Consider the following 18,470-nt stretch of genomic DNA (forward strand, 5'->3'; position numbering starts at 1 on the left):
TATTCATGCGTTTGCCCTGTAGGAATAGGCTTATCAATACTAGTGTAATAATATATAATATATAATATAAGTAAATTAATGATGAAAAGGTGATAAAATAATGGAATCAAAAGATATGATTATGGAAGCTGCTAAAAAACTTTTTTTTGAAAAAGGTTATAATAAAACAACAACACGGGAAATTGCAGAAACTGCCAATGTGAACTTAGGTTTAATACCATATTATTTTAAGAAAAAAGGAAGAATTGCTCAGATAATATACGATAATTTAATTGATGATTTGTTTAATTTAGAAGATCTTAAAATATTTGAATGTACTAATTCGATCGAAAGATTATTCATGAGTCTTATACTTATACATAAAAGATTTTTAGAAAATAAAAGTTACTCTAAGTTTTACCTTGAATTAATATATGACGATATAGTTACTAGCAAACCTCATAAATATACTATTAGTATTATAGAAGAAATTATTGATGAATTTAATATCAAAGTTTCTGAAGCAGATTTATATAATTACATGATAATTATTAAAGGTGCAGAAAGATCTCTAATTAAGAAAAAGTTAGAAAATAAATTAAGGATAAGCTATGTGGAAATTAACAAGTTATTAGTTCTAAATAACTTGCTTTTATTGGGTATTGATAGGAAACTTATTGATCAGTCACTAGACAATTGCATTACCACTATAAAGAATCATGGTCTTTTTGATGATTTGTTTAAATAATGAATTAATTCATTCCTGATCTATATCTAATCTAAAGCAATATTGAGGGGGAGATAACATGTCAGGAATAAGTATTCTAGATTGGATTATCATAGCTGCATATTTCGTATTAACAATCATAATTGGACAAATGGCAACGAAAAAAGTTAATACTACCAAAGATTATTTGGTAGGTGGGAGAAAAGTTGGAAAATTTCAATCGGCTATTAGTACAGCGGCAGCAGATATTGGAGGATCAAGCCTTATAGGAGCTGCTGGTCTTTCATATACTATTGGTATCGCAGGTGGATGGTGGAATTTATCTGCTGTGCCGGCATGGATCATTTTGGGCCTGACAATGGCTGGTGGGTTTAGAAAATTGGCTTTGACAACAGTGCCAGAATTGTTTGAAAAAAGATACGATAAAAAAACAAGAATTATCGCTGCTATAGCCACATTATTAAACTGCTCCTTAGGGATTACAGCCCAGATATTAGTAGCTGGTATTGCGTTCACTACTTTGACAGGATTACCAATGGTTTATACTGTGATTGTTTCTGCATCAGTATTTGTATTTTATACATCTACAGGTGGATTACTTGCAGTTATTTGGACCGATATTATGCATTATTTCGTATTAATGGGAGGTATATTGATTGCTATTTTAATAGGTATCCCTAAAATTGGAGGTTGGAACCATCTAGTAAATACTGTGCCACACTCATATTGGAATCTTGGTGCCATGGGATGGAGTGACCCAATTGGTTGGGTTGCACTTTGCTTTTTCGCTTATGCTACAAATCAACAATATATACAAAGATTATTTGCGGCTAAGGACGAATCAACTGCAAGATTTGCCTATATATATACAGGTGTAAATTATATTTTCTATGCATTCATTATTTCAATCATAGGGATGATAGCATTTGTAATTACTCCAGGACTTAAGGATTCACAAATGGCACTTCCGACAGTTATAACAAATGTACTACCTATAGGTGTAAAAGGCTTATTATTGGCAGCTATTTTATCAGCCAGTATGAATTGTGCTTCATCATCATTAAATTCTGCTACAGCCATATTTAGTATTGATATTTATAAAAGATTTTTAAATAAAGATGTTGATGACAAGAAGTTGCTGAAGATTTCTCGTATAGCCACAGTATGTATAGCTGTTGGTGCATTAACAACATCTTATTTTATAAAGAATATTGTTCATGTTGTAGTTTTATCAGGTTTGATAAGTGGGGCAGGTATGTTCTTCCCAATAATTTTAGGTGTGAATAATAAAAGGGTAAATGCTTATGGTGGATTTTGGGCTATCGTTGTTGGTTCGGTAATAGCTGTAACAGATAATTATCTTTGGTATAATAAGTTGGGAGGCTTGATAGGACATTTGCATCCAATGATTTTGGGATCAATTATATCATTAGTTGTATTACTTATTGTTTCATATATTACACCTCCTCCAACAGAAGAGAAATTGAAATTTCTAGAATGTTTGGATAAATCGGTAGTGGAAACTGAAACAACTTAACCGATACAGGATATCTAAAATACCGAAAAATATTCAATGTATCAAAATTTATATACCTTACTATTATTTTGAAATTTTCACCAGAGTTCAAGTTATAAATAAAATTCAGGAAGGACAGAATATTATCTTGGTCGATGGCTTAACCGGTGTGCCGATAATGGGCTCTAATAATTTGAAATTCATAACTCTAACAGACAAAGAAGTCATAGGTACTATAATGAAACCCCATATACAAATGGTTAGTTGTGAAGAAATTACAGAAGATTTTATTGCAAAAGCAATCTATCGTAAGTATAGGCAATTTCCACATTGCCATTTTAAAGAAAAGAAAATAATCCATAGACTGTTTTATAAGCTTGACTTTCCCATGGGAACATATTCGATTTCCCCGGGGGACATTTATAACCTTAGTTAAGTAATAGTAACTTATGAGATTTTTCTAAATAAAAATAATTAAATTTAAGGAGTAGTATGAATTCATATTTCAATACTGCTCCTTAAATTTAATTGAATGCGTATTAAAATCTCCTTGATTTACAGGGTTTTCAGACAATCTACCCCTTGCTCAAAGGGGGGCTATCTATAAATTTAACGCGTATTATCATCTTTCTATAACACCGCACACAGTACCAGGTAACATATCAGTGTAGGTGTGTTCACCTTTTAGCAGAAATCCCCATACAATTTAGCGATATTAAAATGAATAACCACATTAAAAAAGTCGCTAAATTGTATCAAAATTATAGTTATTAGACAGTCGATTCATATATAACTTGAAAATTCAGTAGAAACCCTAGGGGGAAATAGTAATATGAGCATTAATGGCTTGAGGAATAGATATTGATGCTTTGCTTCTTCTTGCTACTTAGATGAATTGCATAAAAGTATTTGGTAAGAGAAAAATTTAGTGTATCCGTTTAAAGCCTTAGTTTAACTTACCATTATTAATATAATTAGATGAGCCATAGAATTTAATAATCTAATATCTTGAGGTTAGAATGATAAAATTGTATACTAATTTAGAAGGTTAATTCATAGGAGGAACTCATGAGTTGGAGCAAAATGAAACAAAGTCTAGAGAGTTTTCTTTGTCCTGCATTATATGGCAGAGTAGAATATGGTGCCACCAGCTACCGATATTCATCTGATAAAGCGGGGCAATGTTACATAAAAGTAGATAAAAAGAACATATTCAATATGAGTGATACAAGTACCTTAATCAGATGGTATCAGACAGAGCAGGAAATAAAAAATGATTCGGATATTCAAATTCCTATTAATAATGAGGAAATTGAAAAGGTAAGAAAGGATACCAAGGGTACAGTACCAGAGGATAGGTTAAGAGTAATCGCAAAAAATAGAAAAATATCAGAATATGCAAAAGAAATACTATCTGCACAGTCAGCATTATCTAAATCAAATTTCAATGTTGTAGTGAATAAATTTCTAACTATTTCTATAGAAGAAAGTTTAGAGAGTAAGGATATATTATTAAATGTCTTGGCATTGGTGGACAGACGAGTGGGAAAAAAGCGACTTTTAAAGATGGCCGAGAAAATGAAGTTAAAGCACCCAATTGTACAGTATTTTTATGAACTGCGGCTTAGTGTTTGATATGTGGAACTGATTTGAGCATGGATACTGATTTCTAATCTACGTTCAATAAAAGGCAGGATAAATTTAATTTATCAACTTTTCATCGAGCTAGGGTCACTGTCACCCTAGCTCTTAAGAACATAGAACCTAAATCATTCTACTGTTGGCTCGTCTAATTTGAAACATTGCAAGTGTTTCGCAATATCGGTATAATTAAAGCTGCTAAATTGAAGCATAAGAGGTGAATCAAATGAAAGACATAAATTATACAAATTTAATAGAAGAGCTAAAAACTTCTGATGATAAGCAGAGAGCTAAAATAATAGATAAACTTTCAAAGGATTATAATAATGCAATGCCGATGTTGTGGGCAGAAGCTTTAAAGCAAGAGAATCCAAGAGCAGTGCTTTCTGTTATAAGGGATATTATAAAAAAAGAAAAGCCTAGAGGTATATTTAAAAGAGCTATGGGAAATTCCAAGCAAAAGCTTGGTTATCTTCTGAAACATTCAGATGCTAAAGTTAGAAAGAATGTATGTGGTATTATTGGTGAAATAGGTGATCCGATATATTTAGAGGTTTTATATAGTGCATACAATTCAGAGGAACAATTATTTGTAAAATCCTCCTATATACTTGCAATAGGAAATTGCGGTGGAGCTTTGGATGCAGAAAAGCTTAGGTCAATATATGAAGATTTAATAATAAAAGAAAAAGCTTCCAAGGACAAAGAAATAGATACAAAGGATGAGAAGCATATTAATGAAGAAAAACGTGCATTTACAAAAGCTATAGCCAAGTTATCTCCTCCCAAGCCTCATAAATTTACAGGCTTTAAAGATCCTGTACCTATTGTATTAACAACTATGAATGATCATTTTCAGATTACTTTAATGGAGCTTAAAGAAAAATCAATTAAAGGTACTCCTGTTACTGAGGGCATATATATTGAGGAGAAGGATTTAGAAAAAGTGTACAAATGCAGAACCTTTTATGAACTTCTTTTTCCTTTAAAATCCTGTAGTAATTTAGAGCTTAATTATAAGTCAATAGCAGATGCGATTATAAAAGCAGATGTTGTAAGATTTTTAAATCAGTGTCATGCAGGGGACAACAATGAGACCTTTTGGTACAGAGTTGAATTTAAAACTACGGATTATAGTAGGGAAAGATCAGAGTTTGTAAAAAACTTATCTAGAGAATTAGATGAAATTTCAGGTGGAAATTTAAAAAATAGTCCATCATCCTATGAAATTGAAATTAGAATAATTGAGAAAAACAATTTATGTAGTGTATTTATTAAGCTGTACACCTTAAAGGATAATAGATTTGATTACAGAGAAAAAGCCCTAGCTGCATCTATAAACCCTGTAACTGCAGCTATTGTAATGAAAAATATAGAAAAATGGCTAAAACCTAAGGCTAAAGTCATAGACCCATTTTGTGGTGTAGGGACTATGTTAATTGAGAGAGCTAAATTAAAAGCTTTTGAAAGCTTAACAGGGGTTGATGTATTTGAAACAGGTATTACATATGCAAAAGTAAATTCTGACTTAGCTAATGTGAATATAAAACTAATATGTGAAGATATACTAGAATTAGCCTTAAAAGACCGCTTCGATGAGATGATATCGAATATGCCTTTTGAAAGTAAGGCTGGAGGTAGTAGCTTTGATACGAGATTATATAGTGAATTTGTAAATAGAATTCCTAGTCTTATAAGACCAGGAGGAATGGTATTTCTTTATACAGTAGAAAAAAATTTACTTAAGGAAAGTTTAATAGATAATAAGTATCTTAAGATTATTGATACCATAAAGGTTGAAAGTGGTGGCTTGATTCCTTATGTGTTTGTAATAAGAGTGCTATAATTAACTTGTATTAATTGCAAATTCGCTGCGCTTATTGGAATATCTAAGGGACATAAATAAGTTATTTATAAATGGTGCAACGTGTTCTATGATGAAAGAACTATAACTAGATTTTTAATTAATTAATCTGCTTATAGTTCTTTTTATATAGAAGATATGTTTTGTCATAATTAGAAAGGTGGTAAGGTATGGGACTTGTAAAAGAAATGATGATTAATAAAGGAATCAGTGAAGTAATTGCTGGATATTTATATTTTAGTATTGAATTAATTTTATTAGTAATTTCTATATACAGGCTTTTTAATGAGCGGAAAACATCTTACTAATATTGCCTGTTTCCGGGCTTATATAGAAGGTTATTTAAAAAGTAACCCTAGGATTAGTAAAGAACATACAATTTTGGCAAGACAATTAGCTCCAAATGAAAATGGATTACCTATAGAGATTTATGCATTTAAAAAGGATATAGAGTTGAAGAAATATGAAGAGATTCAACAAAATACTGAGCTTTAGACTTATCAAAAATATTTATTGTGTCGGAAGAATGTCAATATATCCCGGAGAATAAGTTAAATGTCGGCCGTTGGTGCCTGTAATTATTTTATGGAGGTGTTAATATGCTTGAAAAAGCCATACTTATAGCAACAAGTGCACATCAAAGACAAATTGATAAAGCTGGCAAACCGTATATATTACATCCACTGCGAGTAATGTTTTCAAGAATAAATGAAACAGAGAGAATATGTGCAGTGCTTCATGATGTAATTGAAGATACGGATATTACATTGGATTATTTAAGAAATGATGGGTTTTCAGAAGAAATATTATCTGCTTTAGATGCCTTAACAAGGCGAAGGAATGAAAGCTATGATGAATTCATAGGTAGAATTCTTAACAATAAAATAGCTTGTTATGTTAAATTGGCTGATTTGTGTGATAATATGGATTTATCAAGAATTAAAAATCCTACAGAGAAGGATTTTCAAAGAGTAGAAAAATATCGTAAAGCTGCAGATAAAATAGTTTATGCTCTTGAAGACCAGGGAGATAGAGAGTTTATTAAAACTAAAGAGATTGAAATAAATGGTTGTGTATCAGTTTCAGAAAGCTGTCCAGAGGATGAATTTTTAAATAAGTTTATTGACTTTGTTGAGAGAAATAACTGGTCGTTTGGTGGAGGAATAAGAAAATAATTATTTACTGATCGTTCTCAAAATGTTATTATTAATATTATAAGGAGTGAACCTAATGGGACGAAGCAGAGAATTTGATGAAAATGTAGTTCTCCAAAAAGCTATGGAATTATTTTGGGAACAGGGCTATGAGAAGACGTCTTTGAGCGACCTAGTAGAGCATATGGGAATCCATCGTAGAAGCTTATATGATACCTTCGGTGATAAGCATACATTATTTTTAAAAACCATAGATTTTTATGGAGAATTAATAAAAGATAAATTATATGCGGGAGTTTTACATGCAAAAACTTCAAAACAAGCTATACAATTTATCTTTGATTTTATGATTGAAGGATACGAGGATAGACCATGGGGATGCTTAATTGTAAACTCGGCCACTGAGATGGCTCTTCGTGATAAAGAGGTAGAAGAAAAGGCAGAAGAGGCATTTCTGCAAACAGAGCGTTTTCTTGCGGAACTTGTTCGTAGAGGACAACAAACAGGAGAATTTTCTTGTGATTATGATGCTGAAGTTTTGGCAGAGATTCTGCAAAATACTTTACTTGGAATTCGTGTACTTGTAAAAACCTCAAAAAACAAAGAAAAAATGCATCGAATAGCAAACTTTTTTTTAGATATGCTAAATAAATAATTTTTTTTATAATAATTAGAATGATCGTTCTTAAAAAAGATGAAAAGATTATATGAAGGAGTGAATAAAAATGTGTTTAATAACTGTAAATGAAGAAAAATGTATAAAATGTGGAATGTGTGTGGAGGAATGTCCAACGAGAGTACTGAAACTAGAGTCTACTGGTCCAAAAGAAGTCAATCCTAATGCATGCTTAGAATGTGGTCATTGTGTAGCTATATGTCCAAAAGAAGCTATAGATAACAAGAAATCGCCATTAGCTAAGCAAAGTGATGTAGAAGAAGCCCAAAAATTAAGTCCAAAAGAGGCAAAAAACTTTATTCAATCACGACGATCAATTCGTTCTTATAAGAATACACCAGTTGAAAGAGAAAAGCTAATACAGCTTGTTGATGTTGCTCATTTAGCTCCAACTGCCAGTAATTCGCAAGGTATATCTTATCTAATAATTGATGACAAAAAAATAATTGAATTAGCAGTTGAGGAATGTGTTAAATGGTTTGAGAATGATGCAACTTGGAGTAAAATATTTGCTGAGATGATTAAGGGCTACAGAGAAGATAAAGTTGATACTATTTTAAGAAATGCACCTAGTATAATTTTAACTTTAGCGGATGATAATTTTTATAATGGTAGAGAAAATTCTATGATTTCATTATCTTATCTTGAATTATATGCTCCATCTCTTGAACTTGGATCATGCTGGGCAGGAATATTTGAGATTTGTGCTCGTAGTGATAATTCACCAATGTACAAGATTTTTAATATTTCAGAAAAAAAGAAAATAACAGGAGCTGTGATGGTAGGATACCCTAAGTATAGTTATAAAAGATTCACAGACAGACGACCATTATCTTTTTCATTTTATAAGGGTTAAATGAGGTATCATTATGAAAAATTATAATAAAAACAATTATGAGCTATGCTGCGAAAATCTTTGCTTAGAATTTGCTAAACATGATCCAGAAGAAATGGCAAATAAAAGTGGTGCTAAATACGATTCTGAAAAAAAGGAATTTACATTAACTTATTTGAACAGAGATTATATAATTTCCTATCCACAGGGAAGTATTGAATTAAAAGATGATACACAAAGAGATTTATTTAGAAACGATATAATGAAGAAAATATTGATAATTAGCTATTTTCATAGATGTACTAAAGCTACTCTTCAAAATAAATGGGTATTATACAGAGAATTAGATGGAGCTTCTCTATATAACGTTTCAAGTGGTTTTACTACAAATAAGTTATCACAATTTTTTGGAGATAAAGGAGATCTTTTCTTAAAAGTTGGACATTCTATTAATGCAGAAAAAATACCTTTTGGAGATATAGGTCTAAAAATAACTGTATTCCCCAATATTTCTATAGCTTTAATTTTATGGCTAGCAGATGATGAATTAGAAGCCAATTCTAATATCTTGTATGACCCTTCAGTAGTAAAAGAACTACTTCCAGAAGATATTGCATTGCTATCTTCTTTGTTAATTGATGAAGTGATTGAAATTGGTAAACAAATTTTAAAAGAATAAATCAACTATAAATAGGTTTATTCCTTTAATCAGATGGCTGTTACCTCTACAAAGAACTATACCAGAAAGGAGAATTATATGCAGAGAGAGGTTACTAAAGCTGAAGGCACATATAAAAACTTTTTTTATCAGTCTTAGTGAAGCATTTTAGAAAATCTTAGGACCTTTGATATGTTTGAGGCACGAGTTTATCAAAGGTTCTTAGATTTTCAAAATGCTGAACTTTAGACTGATTAAAAGTTTTTATAGCGATGAAGCTTGGTAAACTCTCTCTGCGTATAATTCTCCTTTCAGTCATGTTTGTAAAGGCAACAGTCTTTTAATTTATGTATAATGATATATTTTTATTGTAAAACAATAAAAATATATTGCAAAATAGAAAAAAGTATTATATTATGTATATGAAAAGATTTTATCAATAGGAGGAAGCCAAATGAAAAATAATGCTTTAACATCCTTTTTAAAAATAAGCTTAGATATACTTATTGCTTTTGCGGCTATTGTATATTTTGTTATTATAGGAAGGTATATAATAAGACCTGACCTTTCTTCGATAAGAAGTATTATAACTTATTCTCTGTTTATCGTGGGAGGAGGAGGACTGTATGTCATTCTATTTAGTCTAAGAAAAATTGTTAGCACAGTTACTAACTCTAATCCATTTGTATATGAAAATGCTAAGAGAATAAGAAATATATCTATTGGATGTTTTATTATATCAGCAGGATATGTGTTAAACTTTTTTATCAATACCCAATATAAAGATTTTTATATTGTATATATAGATAAAAAAGGAATTCATACAGATCTAGAATTCTTAATATTCTTTTTCGCAGGATGGATAATTTTAATACTTTCAGAGGTTTTTAGAAAAGCAATAGAAATTAAAGAAGAAAATGATTATACAATTTGAGGTGATTCAGTATGGCTATTATAGTAAATCTTGATGTGATGATGGCGAAAAGAAAAATATCCTCTGGAGAACTTGCAAAGAAGATAGGAATAACTAATGCAAACTTATCTATATTAAAAACAGGTAAAGCTAAAGCTATAAGGTTCAGTACTTTAGAGGCTATATGCAAAGAACTCAACTGTCAGCCAGGAGATATTCTAGAGTTTACAGAGGAAGAGGTTTCAGAATAGGAATAAAGTAAAAGTGAAATTTATACATAGATAAACACACCAGACATTTAACTTATCCTGGAGGACAAGTTAAATGTCGGCTTTGGGTGTCTATAAAGAAAGGAACTTGTTATGGAAGATTATTTTAAAAGAAATGAAAAAATAAGTTTAATTGATAATACTGTAAGTGATATTGAAAAAACTAAAATTTTAAGCTTTTCACTTATACTGGCAATATTTTTGGACAGATTTTTTATTGAGAAAGATGCAGGCGTATCTGTGCTAATATTTGTTATATTATGTTTGGGTATATTTTTATGCTCTGTAAAAGATAGGGGGAAGGCGTTAAATAATATAGTAAGCTTTGAAAAAAAGAATCTGATGAGAACTATAATTTTACTTTCTGTAATATTTATAGCAGGTACTTTTGCGTTGTTTTCCAATGAAGTTTTAGCTTTTTTAAACATAATTTTTGTTATTATAGGTTTTGCCTTTTATTGTGTTTTGAGCACTAATAAAAAAGATTTGGAAAAGATGTCTTATGTTAAAGCTGTTTTAAAAAGACTTATACCAAGAAGCTTTGAAAATACTCCCAAGCCTTTTGTTTTCTTAAATAAATTCATAAAGAGCAGGAAAAAGGTAGAGACAAATTCTGAAATTTACAAGGTTTTAAAAGGTATACTAATAGCATTGCCTGTGCTAGCTATAATATTAGTACTTTTATCCTCAGCAGATATGATGTTTAGCTATTACTTAATTAGAATGTTCGGAATGTTCGGAGATATCAAGATTGCAAGTATAATATTACACTCGGTAATTATTGTTGCTGCTTTTCTTTATATATTTGGATTCTTATGGAGTTTTAAATATGAAGGAATTTATGAGGATGTAAAAGAGGAGTGGTCTTTAAGATTTGAGGCCTTAACAATAATGCCTATATTTGTAATATTGAATATAGTCTATGTTTTATTTACTGCAGTTCAATTTTCATATTTATATGGAGGAGGAAATGCTCTACTTCCAGAAAATTTTACTTATGCTGAATATGCACGCAGGGGGTTTTTTGAACTAGTAACTGTAGCAATAATTAATTTTACTATAATTTTATGTGCAATGAAATTTACAAAAAAACAAAATGGAAAAATTGAAAAGCTTAATAAAATTTTTATGAGTTTTCTTATAGTGTTTACTATAAACATGCTTTTTTCAGCACATTATAAAATGTCTCTTTACGAAGCTACTTATGGATATACCTATTTAAGAGTATTTGTTCATATTTTCATGCTGCTCATTTTCATACTTTTTATAATAGTTTTTTTAGGTATATGGACAAGAAAAGTAGCGGTAGGGAAACTTTGTTTAATAACATCAGTTTTAATGTATGTGATATTAAATTATATCAATGTAGATATATTTATTGTAAAAAAGAATTTGGAATTATCGGGCAAAACTCAAAAACTGGATATGACTTATTTAGCTAACCTTTCTTATGATACAATTCCTTATATGGTAGATTTTTGTTTAAATAACAACTCTGAAAAAAGTAATAATTTAAGAAGAGAACTTGAAGAGAAAAAAAGTATACTTTTAGATACAGACTATAATTGGTATGAATTTAATCTTTCTAGATACAAAGGAGAAAAAGCCTTGAAAAGATTAAATAAATAATTATAAATTATATAGATATTCACACCAGAAAGCCTACTTTCGGCCGTGGTTGTCCATATTTATTTAAGGGAAAAAAGTATATTAAGTTGTTGACATTGACCTCTAGGGCAAGGTTTATAATTAACTTATTGAAGCTTTTTATTAAAATAGAAAAGTTATAAATAGAGGTGACGCAAATGAAAGATGAAAATTATGTTTTCCCGGAAAATAATGAGCAAGTGCGTATTGTTCAGGAAACGGTTGCAGGTAAGGAAATTACTTTAGCTCATATTATTGGTGGGCCACTACCTATTGTATATCAAAAGTTGGGGTTAAATCCTGATATAGATTATAGATCCTCAGCTATTGGCATTATGAATATGACGCCTCCTGAATCTGCTGTCATTGCATCTGATATTGCAGTTAAAAGTGGCAATGTTTATTTAGGATTTGCTGACCGATTTAGTGGTACATTAATTGTTACTGGCGAACTTTCAGAAGTAAATGCGGCTATTACCGAAATTGTTGATTATTTTCATGATACATTAAGCTATGTTGTATGCCCAATTACTAAAAGGTGATATTATGCGAAAGTTGTTTTTATGCGGGAGAAGTGAGGCAGGCAAAACGTCCTTAACACAAGCTTTAAAGGGTGAGCCAGTCGTTTACCATAAGACACAGTATGTTAATCATTGGGATATTACTATAGATACACCAGGTGAATACGTTGAAAGTAAAAATTTAGCGTTGGCTCTTTGCTGCTTTTCCTATGAGGCAGATGTTATAGGATTACTCTGTGGTGCTAATGAACCTTTTAATCTATTTCCACCAGGTCTTCCAGCAGCCTGTAATCGTCCAATAATTGGCATTATTACAAAGATTGATTGTATAGATGCCAATGTGCCTATGGTAAGTCAATGGTTAAAAGAAGCAGGCTGTGAAAAGATTTTTCCTGTTAGCAATATTACTGGTGAAGGAATGGATGAACTCAGACAATATTTAAATGAGGCAAAGGAAAGTTTATCCTTAGAAGAAATTATGAAAGCTCAAAAAATGGGCTTTAAGAAATGTTAATAACAATTTAGCTTTTATACATAGAGAAAGACAAGTTTTTAGGTAAGTATAATTATGTAAAATGAAGGTGTATTAAAATGACAGAAAAATTGACAAGACAGTTAGTAATGCAAAAGGTTTTTTCAAAGGCATATAAAAATTCAAAAGATGGTAAAGTTCGTGTTGTTCAAGTAGCTGTAGCTGGTAAGGAAATCACATTGGCTCATGTTATTGGGGTTTCTGATCAATCCGTTTATAAAAATTTAGGATTAGATATTGGCACTAATGCAGGTAAAGATTTTACAGGGATGTCCATTGGCATTATCAATATTACTCCACCAGAATCAACAGTAATTGCTGCAGACATTGCTGTTAAAAGTGCAGATGTCATGATTGGTTTCTTAGATCGTTTTAGTGGTACATTAATTTTAACAGGTTCGCAGACAGAAATCAGAACATCAATTGAGGAAATTGTAAAATATTTTCGTGAAGCTCTTAAATATAAAACTTGTTTAGTTACAGAAAGATAAAGAAGGAAATTTATAAAGGTGTAAGCTATTTGAAATAGAGGATATTTTTAATAGTAAAATCTAATATTGCTTGACCAAAGCGCATAGCAGCCATAAGCACTATCATTCTATTGCAAACTGAGTATTACATAATCAAATAACATTGCTGCCTATTATATGAAAATCTTATAATTACTGAAAAAAACTGGTTTATATTATACTATAAAATAGGTAACGATTTCATGGGCTGTTAAGTGCGGCAGCCCCACATTTTGTGCCTTGAGCACAGCGAAAGGAATGATAGTTAATATGCTAAAAAAAGGAATTTGCTTAGTCATGTCCGTATTACTATGTGTAGTTATATTGATTGGTTGTGGAAGTAAGGAGACTACTTCTGAAGCATCAAAAGCAATTGTGGTAACTGACCAGGCAGGACGTGAGGTTACCATAAAGAACCCCGTAAAACGTATTGTAAGTGGGTACTATATTTCTACATCAGCATGTCTTGCCCTGCAACTTAAAGATAAGCTTGTAGGTACAGAAGATAGAGGAAAACGTCCATTTTACAAATTATTTGGTTCTGATTTTAATGCGTTACCTAATGTAGGAAGTGCAAAAGCATTTAATTTAGAAGGCTGTATCGCATTAAAACCTGATCTTGTAATATTGCCTACGAAGCTAAAGGATGCAGCAGAAAGTATGACGAAATTAGGTATTCCCGTCATATTGGTAAATCCAGAAAACAAGGAAAAACTTATTGAATGTTTAAATTTAATTGCAAAGGCTACTAGTACAGAGAAAACGGCGCAAAAGCTTATTGCTTACTATGAAGATTCTTCAACTAAAATGGAGAATTTAACAAAAGGTCTAAAAGGTAATGAAAAACCAGTAGTTTATATGGGTGGGACAGGCTCTTATTTGACTACGGCTCCTGCAAATATGTATCAAGCTACATTAATTAATTTAGCAGGTGGTGTAAATGCAGGTAATTCATTAAAGGGAGATTCATGGACAAAGGTATCCTATGAGCAGATTCTTGCGATGAATCCTGATGTAATTATTATTCCATCAGAAGCAAATTATACAGCTAAGGATGTACTCAGCGACCCACAATTATCAAAAGTGACTGCAGTAAAGAATGCTGCAGTATATCATATGCCTTCTGCTTTTGAGGCATGGGATTCACCAGTTCCTTCCTGTATATTAGGAAGCAAGTGGCTTTTATCTACCCTCCATAAAGATTTATATAGCTTTGACAACATGAAGAAAGATGCTTCTGAATTTTACAAGCAATTCTATGGAATTACTATTGATGAAAAATTAATCACTAAGTAATGGGATTTTATATGAATAGTAAAAAATTAAAAATTTCATTTGTTTTAATAGTGATTTCCATTTTTACTTCTTTTGTAATATCGATTTGTGTAGGAAAATATCCAATAACATTAGATGATATAAAAAACTTAATTCTTGGAAACTCAATTAATGAAATGAGCCGTAAAGTGTTTTTTACGCTGCGCCTTCCTCGAACTATTATGACACTTACAGCAGGTTTTGGCTTAGGAATGGCTGGAAGTGTATACCAGACAATTTTTCGTAATCCATTAGCATCACCGGATATAATCGGTGTATCAAGTGGTGCAAATCTTGGAGCAGCAGTAGCAATAATTTTTGTTGGAAATCAGATTAATTTAGTAGCAGGCAGTGCATTTATTGGTGGACTTATGGCAGTGTATGCGGTAACGTTACTAGTACACGTCACACAAAATAACAGCACTGCAACTTACGTTTTGGCGGGTATTGTTATAGCCTCTCTTTCACAATCAATTATTATGGTGTTGAAATTTTTCGCAGATCCTGAAAGTGAACTGGCTGCAATAGAATTTTGGTCTATGGGCAGCTTTGGAAGTGTTACTGACTTAAAATTGCAGGTAGTGCTTCCCATTATTCTTTTGGGTATTATAGTAGTTATTTTGTTTAGGCGTCAGATTTTCCTTCTTGCATTGAATGAGGATGAGAGCAGGATGCTGGGAGTGCGTGTTACATTAATTAGAGTTATCATTTTATCTTTTACAACTTTGGTGGTAGCAGCTATTGTTTCTATAACGGGGCTTATTGCTTTTATTGGGCTAATTGCTCCACATATAGGTAAATTAATTTTAAAAAGGCAAAACTTCACTACATGTATTTTTAGTGCTTGTGTAGGTAGCATTATTATGATGTTAGCTGATTGCTTGGCACGTACTTTATATACTGCTGAACTGCCAATTAGTATTCTTACAACATTTCTTGGAGTTCCTTTCCTTATTTATTTTATGTATCACAAAAAGGAGGAGCAAATATGAGTAAGTTACTAGAGATAGAGCATGTAAGGGTATCTTATGAAAAAAAGAATATTATAGCTGATGTGAATTTTTCTGTAGAGGCTGGAGAGTTTTGTGCTCTTCTTGGACTTAATGGCTCAGGAAAAACTACCCTTCTTCGTGCAGTATGCGGATTACTTAAAACAGATCAAGGAAGAATTACGGTGGCTGGAAGGTGCTTGGGGCCAATGAATGAATACAAAAGAGCAAGACTTTTGTCATATATTCCTCAGCGGAGCAGTGAGATGAATGGAGCTACTGTTTTAGATGTAGTTTTAATGGGCTTAAATCCTCACATAAAACTTTTGCAAGCTCCAAGCCATAAGCAGAAAGAACAGGCTGTTAGGCTGTTACAGCAGGCTGGACTATCAGGATATGAGAATCATGATTTTGATAAAATCAGTGAAGGGCAAAAACAGCTAGCCATTTTTACAAGAGCATTGCTTCAGGATGCACCAGTTATGCTTATGGATGAGCCTGATAGTGCCTTGGACTTTGTCAATCGGAATATTGTGCTTAGTCGAATTAAAAACGCTGTTCATGAAAAGAAAAAGGCTGGACTTATTACCCTTCATGATCCTAATTTTGCTTTAGCATTCTGTGACCGACTGCTGCTTCTAAAAAGCGGAAATATTGCATGCGACATAGAACTTAAAGCTGCATCGAATGAAGAAATAAGACAAGGACTTTCTCTTATCTATGGAAGGATAGATTTATTAGAACATAAGGGAAAACGTTTAATGGTTGCATTCTAGCAGGGGATAAAATAGAAAAGGGGGGATTTCAATAAGTAAGATTATATACATAAATCTAACAGAAGAAACAGTAAAATATGAAGAATTTAATATAAAGGAAACTATGGAATACGGCAGAGGGCTTGCAGCCTTTTTAATTATAAAAAATGTCTCAAGCGGCACAGATAGATATGATGGCAGTAATGCAATAGTTTTAGCACCAGGATTATGTTCAGGCACATTAGTGCCAAGTACAGGAAGAATAACTATTGCATCTAAAAAAAGCAAAAGTGACGGAATACAATTTGCGGATATTGCAGGCCCATTTTCTCAAAAGTTAGCATCGCTTGATATAGCTGCAGTTGTAATGATAGGCAAAAGTAATTCTCAAAATCCTATAACTGTAGTGTTTTCAGAAGTTGGAACTCACATTGAGAAAAATATGAATTTAAAAGAAGCGGTTGTATCTGATACTATTAATGAAATACGGAAAGAATTTGGACTTGAGGCTGCTATAATAGGTATTGGGCCCACTGGGGAGCATCTTCTTCCATTATCGTCACTTTTCAGTACTTATCCTGAGGGAAAGGTTCCGGAATATCATTGTACAAGAGGCGGCATGGGAGATATATTCGGTTCAAAGGGCATTAAGGCTCTTGTAGTGAAAAGTAAAGGCCATTTTAATGCTGAGGTATTAGATAAAGAAGGAATAAGTAAAAATGCAAAAAAACTAGGCAAAATTATTGTAAGTCATCCTATTTGTGGTGGTGCGCTTCCAGGTTACGGTTCTATTACTCTTATGAAAATGCTGAAGCAGGGGAGAAAAATAGATCTGTCAAAGCAAAGCAATATTTCAAAAAATATAAAGAAATATTCCAAATTATGTAATATCAATAAGACCTGCTCACCAATTTGTGTAATAGGCTGTTTAAATAGACATTTAAAGGAAGGTGACAACATGTATTCATCTCCTGCGGAAAGTGAAGTTTATGCGGCACTAAAGGAAGCTTTTAATATTGATGATAAAGCTTTTGCAAGCACCATAAACAAGGAGGCTTTTGAACTAGGCCTTGATTCAGTGGAGCTGGTATTTAGCATAGCGCTTTATTATAAAGCTATTGATAAAAATGCTAAAAAAGAAGAGATAATTGGAGCTTTAGATGAGATAAAAAAGTTATCAGTAATAGGAAGGCTTATTGGCAGTAAGACTCAAGGAATATATTCTTTTTACAGTGATAAAACTAATTTAAAGCCTTTTGTAACTAAGCCCTCGGTTAATGAAGAAGGAAAGTTTAGTGTTTTAATAAAATCCAAGCCGGAATATTTAAAGCATATATCTGATTTGGATTATTTGTATGCGATGATGACTATTCTTGGTAATTTTGGAATATGCCTGTTTTCTGCTTTTGCATTAATTGAAAATGAGGATATTTTGTACATTCTTTCAGAGGTTTTTTTCTGCAAAACAGGAATTAAAACAGAGCCTTCTAAAATAATAAAATATAGTTTGAATTGTATGGAAAGAGAAATAACCTTTGAGACAAATTCAAAGCTTGACAGCGTTCAGAAAACCATACCTGAGTTTGTTAAAGTCCTTTACAGATATTTTGATAGGAGCATTAAGTAGATGAAAAATCTATAAAATAAAAAGTAATGAAGTGCTAAATGTAAAGGGGACTGTCCTGAAAATTTATTCTAAATACAAACTAATTGAACACACTACTAATAAGCCTGCCAATTGGTGGGCTTAAAATTTTAAGAATTTTCAAGTCTTTTGTAGAATGACCTCATATCCCAATTACCTTTACGTATACGTGTACTCATTTTCTTTCCAGCGCTTTCTTTACATTCAGGAACCAATCCTGCCCAGGAACTAAAATGATCTGCACTTCTAAATTGCTCCATATTAGTACCTGTCTCTGCTATTATTCTTTTATTATTATAAAACACTATAAAGCTTAAAGTATAAAC

General features: G+C 31.7%; 21 protein-coding genes and 1 pseudogene. 21 read left to right on the top strand and 1 reads right to left on the bottom strand.

The annotated features are described in order from the left end of the window. Positions 1 to 100: 100 nt before the first annotated feature. The 21 genes and pseudogenes from I6U48_RS27345 (at position 101) to I6U48_RS30235 (ending at position 18,126) form a co-directional block, all read left to right on the top strand. Entirely contained in the window at positions 101 to 727 is a 627-nt protein-coding gene (locus I6U48_RS27345; RefSeq protein WP_218323677.1) for a TetR/AcrR family transcriptional regulator, read from the top strand. Positions 728 to 785: 58 nt separating this feature from the next. After that, positions 786 to 2,243: a sodium:solute symporter family protein gene (locus I6U48_RS27350; RefSeq protein ID WP_218323678.1), complete on the top strand. Its 1,458-nt coding sequence runs from the start codon at positions 786 to 788 to the stop codon at positions 2,241 to 2,243. Positions 2,244 to 2,400: 157 nt separating this feature from the next. Then, a complete protein-coding gene (locus tag I6U48_RS27355) occupies positions 2,401 to 2,658 on the top strand; it encodes a hypothetical protein (RefSeq protein ID WP_218323679.1) in 258 nt (85 codons plus the stop codon). A gap of 632 nt (positions 2,659 to 3,290) precedes the next feature. Further along, positions 3,291 to 3,857 (top strand): SF0329 family protein, encoded by a 567-nt coding sequence (locus tag I6U48_RS27360; RefSeq protein ID WP_218323680.1) that lies wholly within the window; start codon positions 3,291 to 3,293, stop codon positions 3,855 to 3,857. 232 nt (positions 3,858 to 4,089) lie between these two features. After that, a complete protein-coding gene (locus I6U48_RS27365) occupies positions 4,090 to 5,709 on the top strand; it encodes a methyltransferase domain-containing protein (RefSeq protein ID WP_218323681.1) in 1,620 nt (539 codons plus the stop codon). Between the two features lie 188 nt (positions 5,710 to 5,897). After that, a complete protein-coding gene (locus I6U48_RS27370) occupies positions 5,898 to 6,035 on the top strand; it encodes a hypothetical protein (RefSeq protein ID WP_218323682.1) in 138 nt (45 codons plus the stop codon). Then, positions 6,013 to 6,222 carry a hypothetical protein gene (locus tag I6U48_RS27375; RefSeq protein ID WP_218323683.1) on the top strand — a complete coding sequence of 70 codons (210 nt, stop codon included), beginning with the start codon at positions 6,013 to 6,015 and terminating at the stop codon, positions 6,220 to 6,222. Before I6U48_RS27370 ends, I6U48_RS27375 begins: the two co-directional genes overlap by 23 nt. A 104-nt stretch (positions 6,223 to 6,326) precedes the next feature. After that, positions 6,327 to 6,746 (top strand): annotated as a pseudogene (locus I6U48_RS27380) (GTP pyrophosphokinase); the annotation flags it as partial. Between the two features lie 211 nt (positions 6,747 to 6,957). After that, on the top strand, positions 6,958 to 7,536 hold the full coding sequence (locus tag I6U48_RS27385; protein WP_218323684.1) for a TetR/AcrR family transcriptional regulator: 579 nt from the start codon (positions 6,958 to 6,960) through the stop codon (positions 7,534 to 7,536). Positions 7,537 to 7,606: 70 nt separating this feature from the next. Then, a complete protein-coding gene (locus I6U48_RS27390; protein WP_218323685.1) occupies positions 7,607 to 8,413 on the top strand; it encodes a nitroreductase family protein in 807 nt (268 codons plus the stop codon). 13 nt (positions 8,414 to 8,426) lie between these two features. Further along, the gene (locus I6U48_RS27395) at positions 8,427 to 9,071 is read left to right on the top strand and encodes a DUF3786 domain-containing protein (RefSeq protein WP_218323686.1); all 645 of its coding nucleotides are present in this window, start codon (positions 8,427 to 8,429) and stop codon (positions 9,069 to 9,071) included. A gap of 433 nt (positions 9,072 to 9,504) precedes the next feature. Further along, positions 9,505 to 9,984 (top strand): DUF2975 domain-containing protein, encoded by a 480-nt coding sequence (locus tag I6U48_RS27400; RefSeq protein WP_218323687.1) that lies wholly within the window; start codon positions 9,505 to 9,507, stop codon positions 9,982 to 9,984. A gap of 11 nt (positions 9,985 to 9,995) precedes the next feature. After that, on the top strand, positions 9,996 to 10,214 hold the full coding sequence (locus I6U48_RS27405; protein ID WP_218323688.1) for a helix-turn-helix domain-containing protein: 219 nt from the start codon (positions 9,996 to 9,998) through the stop codon (positions 10,212 to 10,214). Positions 10,215 to 10,325: 111 nt separating this feature from the next. Continuing rightward, positions 10,326 to 11,861 (top strand): DUF4153 domain-containing protein, encoded by a 1,536-nt coding sequence (locus I6U48_RS27410; protein ID WP_218323689.1) that lies wholly within the window; start codon positions 10,326 to 10,328, stop codon positions 11,859 to 11,861. A 176-nt stretch (positions 11,862 to 12,037) separates the two neighbouring features. Beyond that, positions 12,038 to 12,421: a BMC domain-containing protein gene (locus tag I6U48_RS27415; protein ID WP_218323690.1), complete on the top strand. Its 384-nt coding sequence runs from the start codon at positions 12,038 to 12,040 to the stop codon at positions 12,419 to 12,421. Between the two features lie 4 nt (positions 12,422 to 12,425). Next, positions 12,426 to 12,914 (top strand): EutP/PduV family microcompartment system protein, encoded by a 489-nt coding sequence (locus I6U48_RS27420; protein WP_218323691.1) that lies wholly within the window; start codon positions 12,426 to 12,428, stop codon positions 12,912 to 12,914. Between the two features lie 77 nt (positions 12,915 to 12,991). Continuing rightward, positions 12,992 to 13,423 (top strand): BMC domain-containing protein, encoded by a 432-nt coding sequence (locus tag I6U48_RS27425; RefSeq protein WP_218323692.1) that lies wholly within the window; start codon positions 12,992 to 12,994, stop codon positions 13,421 to 13,423. Between the two features lie 288 nt (positions 13,424 to 13,711). Then, positions 13,712 to 14,737: an ABC transporter substrate-binding protein gene (locus I6U48_RS27430; protein WP_218323693.1), complete on the top strand. Its 1,026-nt coding sequence runs from the start codon at positions 13,712 to 13,714 to the stop codon at positions 14,735 to 14,737. Between the two features lie 11 nt (positions 14,738 to 14,748). Continuing rightward, the gene (locus I6U48_RS27435) at positions 14,749 to 15,747 is read left to right on the top strand and encodes a FecCD family ABC transporter permease (RefSeq protein ID WP_218323694.1); all 999 of its coding nucleotides are present in this window, start codon (positions 14,749 to 14,751) and stop codon (positions 15,745 to 15,747) included. Next, the gene (locus tag I6U48_RS27440) at positions 15,744 to 16,520 is read left to right on the top strand and encodes an ABC transporter ATP-binding protein (RefSeq protein WP_218323695.1); all 777 of its coding nucleotides are present in this window, start codon (positions 15,744 to 15,746) and stop codon (positions 16,518 to 16,520) included. Before I6U48_RS27435 ends, I6U48_RS27440 begins: the two co-directional genes overlap by 4 nt. Before the next feature lie 49 nt (positions 16,521 to 16,569). Then, the gene (locus tag I6U48_RS30235) at positions 16,570 to 18,126 is read left to right on the top strand and encodes an aldehyde ferredoxin oxidoreductase N-terminal domain-containing protein (protein WP_312891149.1); all 1,557 of its coding nucleotides are present in this window, start codon (positions 16,570 to 16,572) and stop codon (positions 18,124 to 18,126) included. 128 nt (positions 18,127 to 18,254) lie between these two features. Here I6U48_RS30235 and I6U48_RS27450 read toward each other — a convergent pair whose 3' ends face one another. Beyond that, the gene (locus tag I6U48_RS27450) at positions 18,255 to 18,449 is read right to left on the bottom strand and encodes a transposase (RefSeq protein WP_312891148.1); all 195 of its coding nucleotides are present in this window, start codon (positions 18,447 to 18,449) and stop codon (positions 18,255 to 18,257) included. Positions 18,450 to 18,470 lie beyond the last annotated feature (21 nt).

The sequence above is a fragment of the Clostridium thailandense genome, assembly GCF_019207025.1.
Classification (GTDB): domain Bacteria; phylum Bacillota; class Clostridia; order Clostridiales; family Clostridiaceae; genus Clostridium_AM; species Clostridium_AM thailandense.

Bases quoted from the DNA above. Each gene is read 5' to 3' on its own strand.
- I6U48_RS27345 (WP_218323677.1), top strand. From the start codon at position 101: ATGGAATCAAAAGATATGATTATGGAAGCTGCTAAAAAACTTTTTTTT.
- I6U48_RS27350 (WP_218323678.1), top strand. From the start codon at position 786: ATGTCAGGAATAAGTATTCTAGATTGGATTATCATAGCTGCATATTTC.
- I6U48_RS27355 (WP_218323679.1), top strand. From the start codon at position 2,401: ATGGGCTCTAATAATTTGAAATTCATAACTCTAACAGACAAAGAAGTC.
- I6U48_RS27360 (WP_218323680.1), top strand. From the start codon at position 3,291: ATGAGTTGGAGCAAAATGAAACAAAGTCTAGAGAGTTTTCTTTGTCCT.
- I6U48_RS27365 (WP_218323681.1), top strand. From the start codon at position 4,090: ATGAAAGACATAAATTATACAAATTTAATAGAAGAGCTAAAAACTTCT.
- I6U48_RS27370 (WP_218323682.1), top strand. From the start codon at position 5,898: ATGGGACTTGTAAAAGAAATGATGATTAATAAAGGAATCAGTGAAGTA.
- I6U48_RS27375 (WP_218323683.1), top strand. From the start codon at position 6,013: ATGAGCGGAAAACATCTTACTAATATTGCCTGTTTCCGGGCTTATATA.
- I6U48_RS27385 (WP_218323684.1), top strand. From the start codon at position 6,958: ATGGGACGAAGCAGAGAATTTGATGAAAATGTAGTTCTCCAAAAAGCT.
- I6U48_RS27390 (WP_218323685.1), top strand. From the start codon at position 7,607: ATGTGTTTAATAACTGTAAATGAAGAAAAATGTATAAAATGTGGAATG.
- I6U48_RS27395 (WP_218323686.1), top strand. From the start codon at position 8,427: ATGAAAAATTATAATAAAAACAATTATGAGCTATGCTGCGAAAATCTT.
- I6U48_RS27400 (WP_218323687.1), top strand. From the start codon at position 9,505: ATGAAAAATAATGCTTTAACATCCTTTTTAAAAATAAGCTTAGATATA.
- I6U48_RS27405 (WP_218323688.1), top strand. From the start codon at position 9,996: ATGGCTATTATAGTAAATCTTGATGTGATGATGGCGAAAAGAAAAATA.
- I6U48_RS27410 (WP_218323689.1), top strand. From the start codon at position 10,326: ATGGAAGATTATTTTAAAAGAAATGAAAAAATAAGTTTAATTGATAAT.
- I6U48_RS27415 (WP_218323690.1), top strand. From the start codon at position 12,038: ATGAAAGATGAAAATTATGTTTTCCCGGAAAATAATGAGCAAGTGCGT.
- I6U48_RS27420 (WP_218323691.1), top strand. From the start codon at position 12,426: ATGCGAAAGTTGTTTTTATGCGGGAGAAGTGAGGCAGGCAAAACGTCC.
- I6U48_RS27425 (WP_218323692.1), top strand. From the start codon at position 12,992: ATGACAGAAAAATTGACAAGACAGTTAGTAATGCAAAAGGTTTTTTCA.
- I6U48_RS27430 (WP_218323693.1), top strand. From the start codon at position 13,712: ATGCTAAAAAAAGGAATTTGCTTAGTCATGTCCGTATTACTATGTGTA.
- I6U48_RS27435 (WP_218323694.1), top strand. From the start codon at position 14,749: ATGAATAGTAAAAAATTAAAAATTTCATTTGTTTTAATAGTGATTTCC.
- I6U48_RS27440 (WP_218323695.1), top strand. From the start codon at position 15,744: ATGAGTAAGTTACTAGAGATAGAGCATGTAAGGGTATCTTATGAAAAA.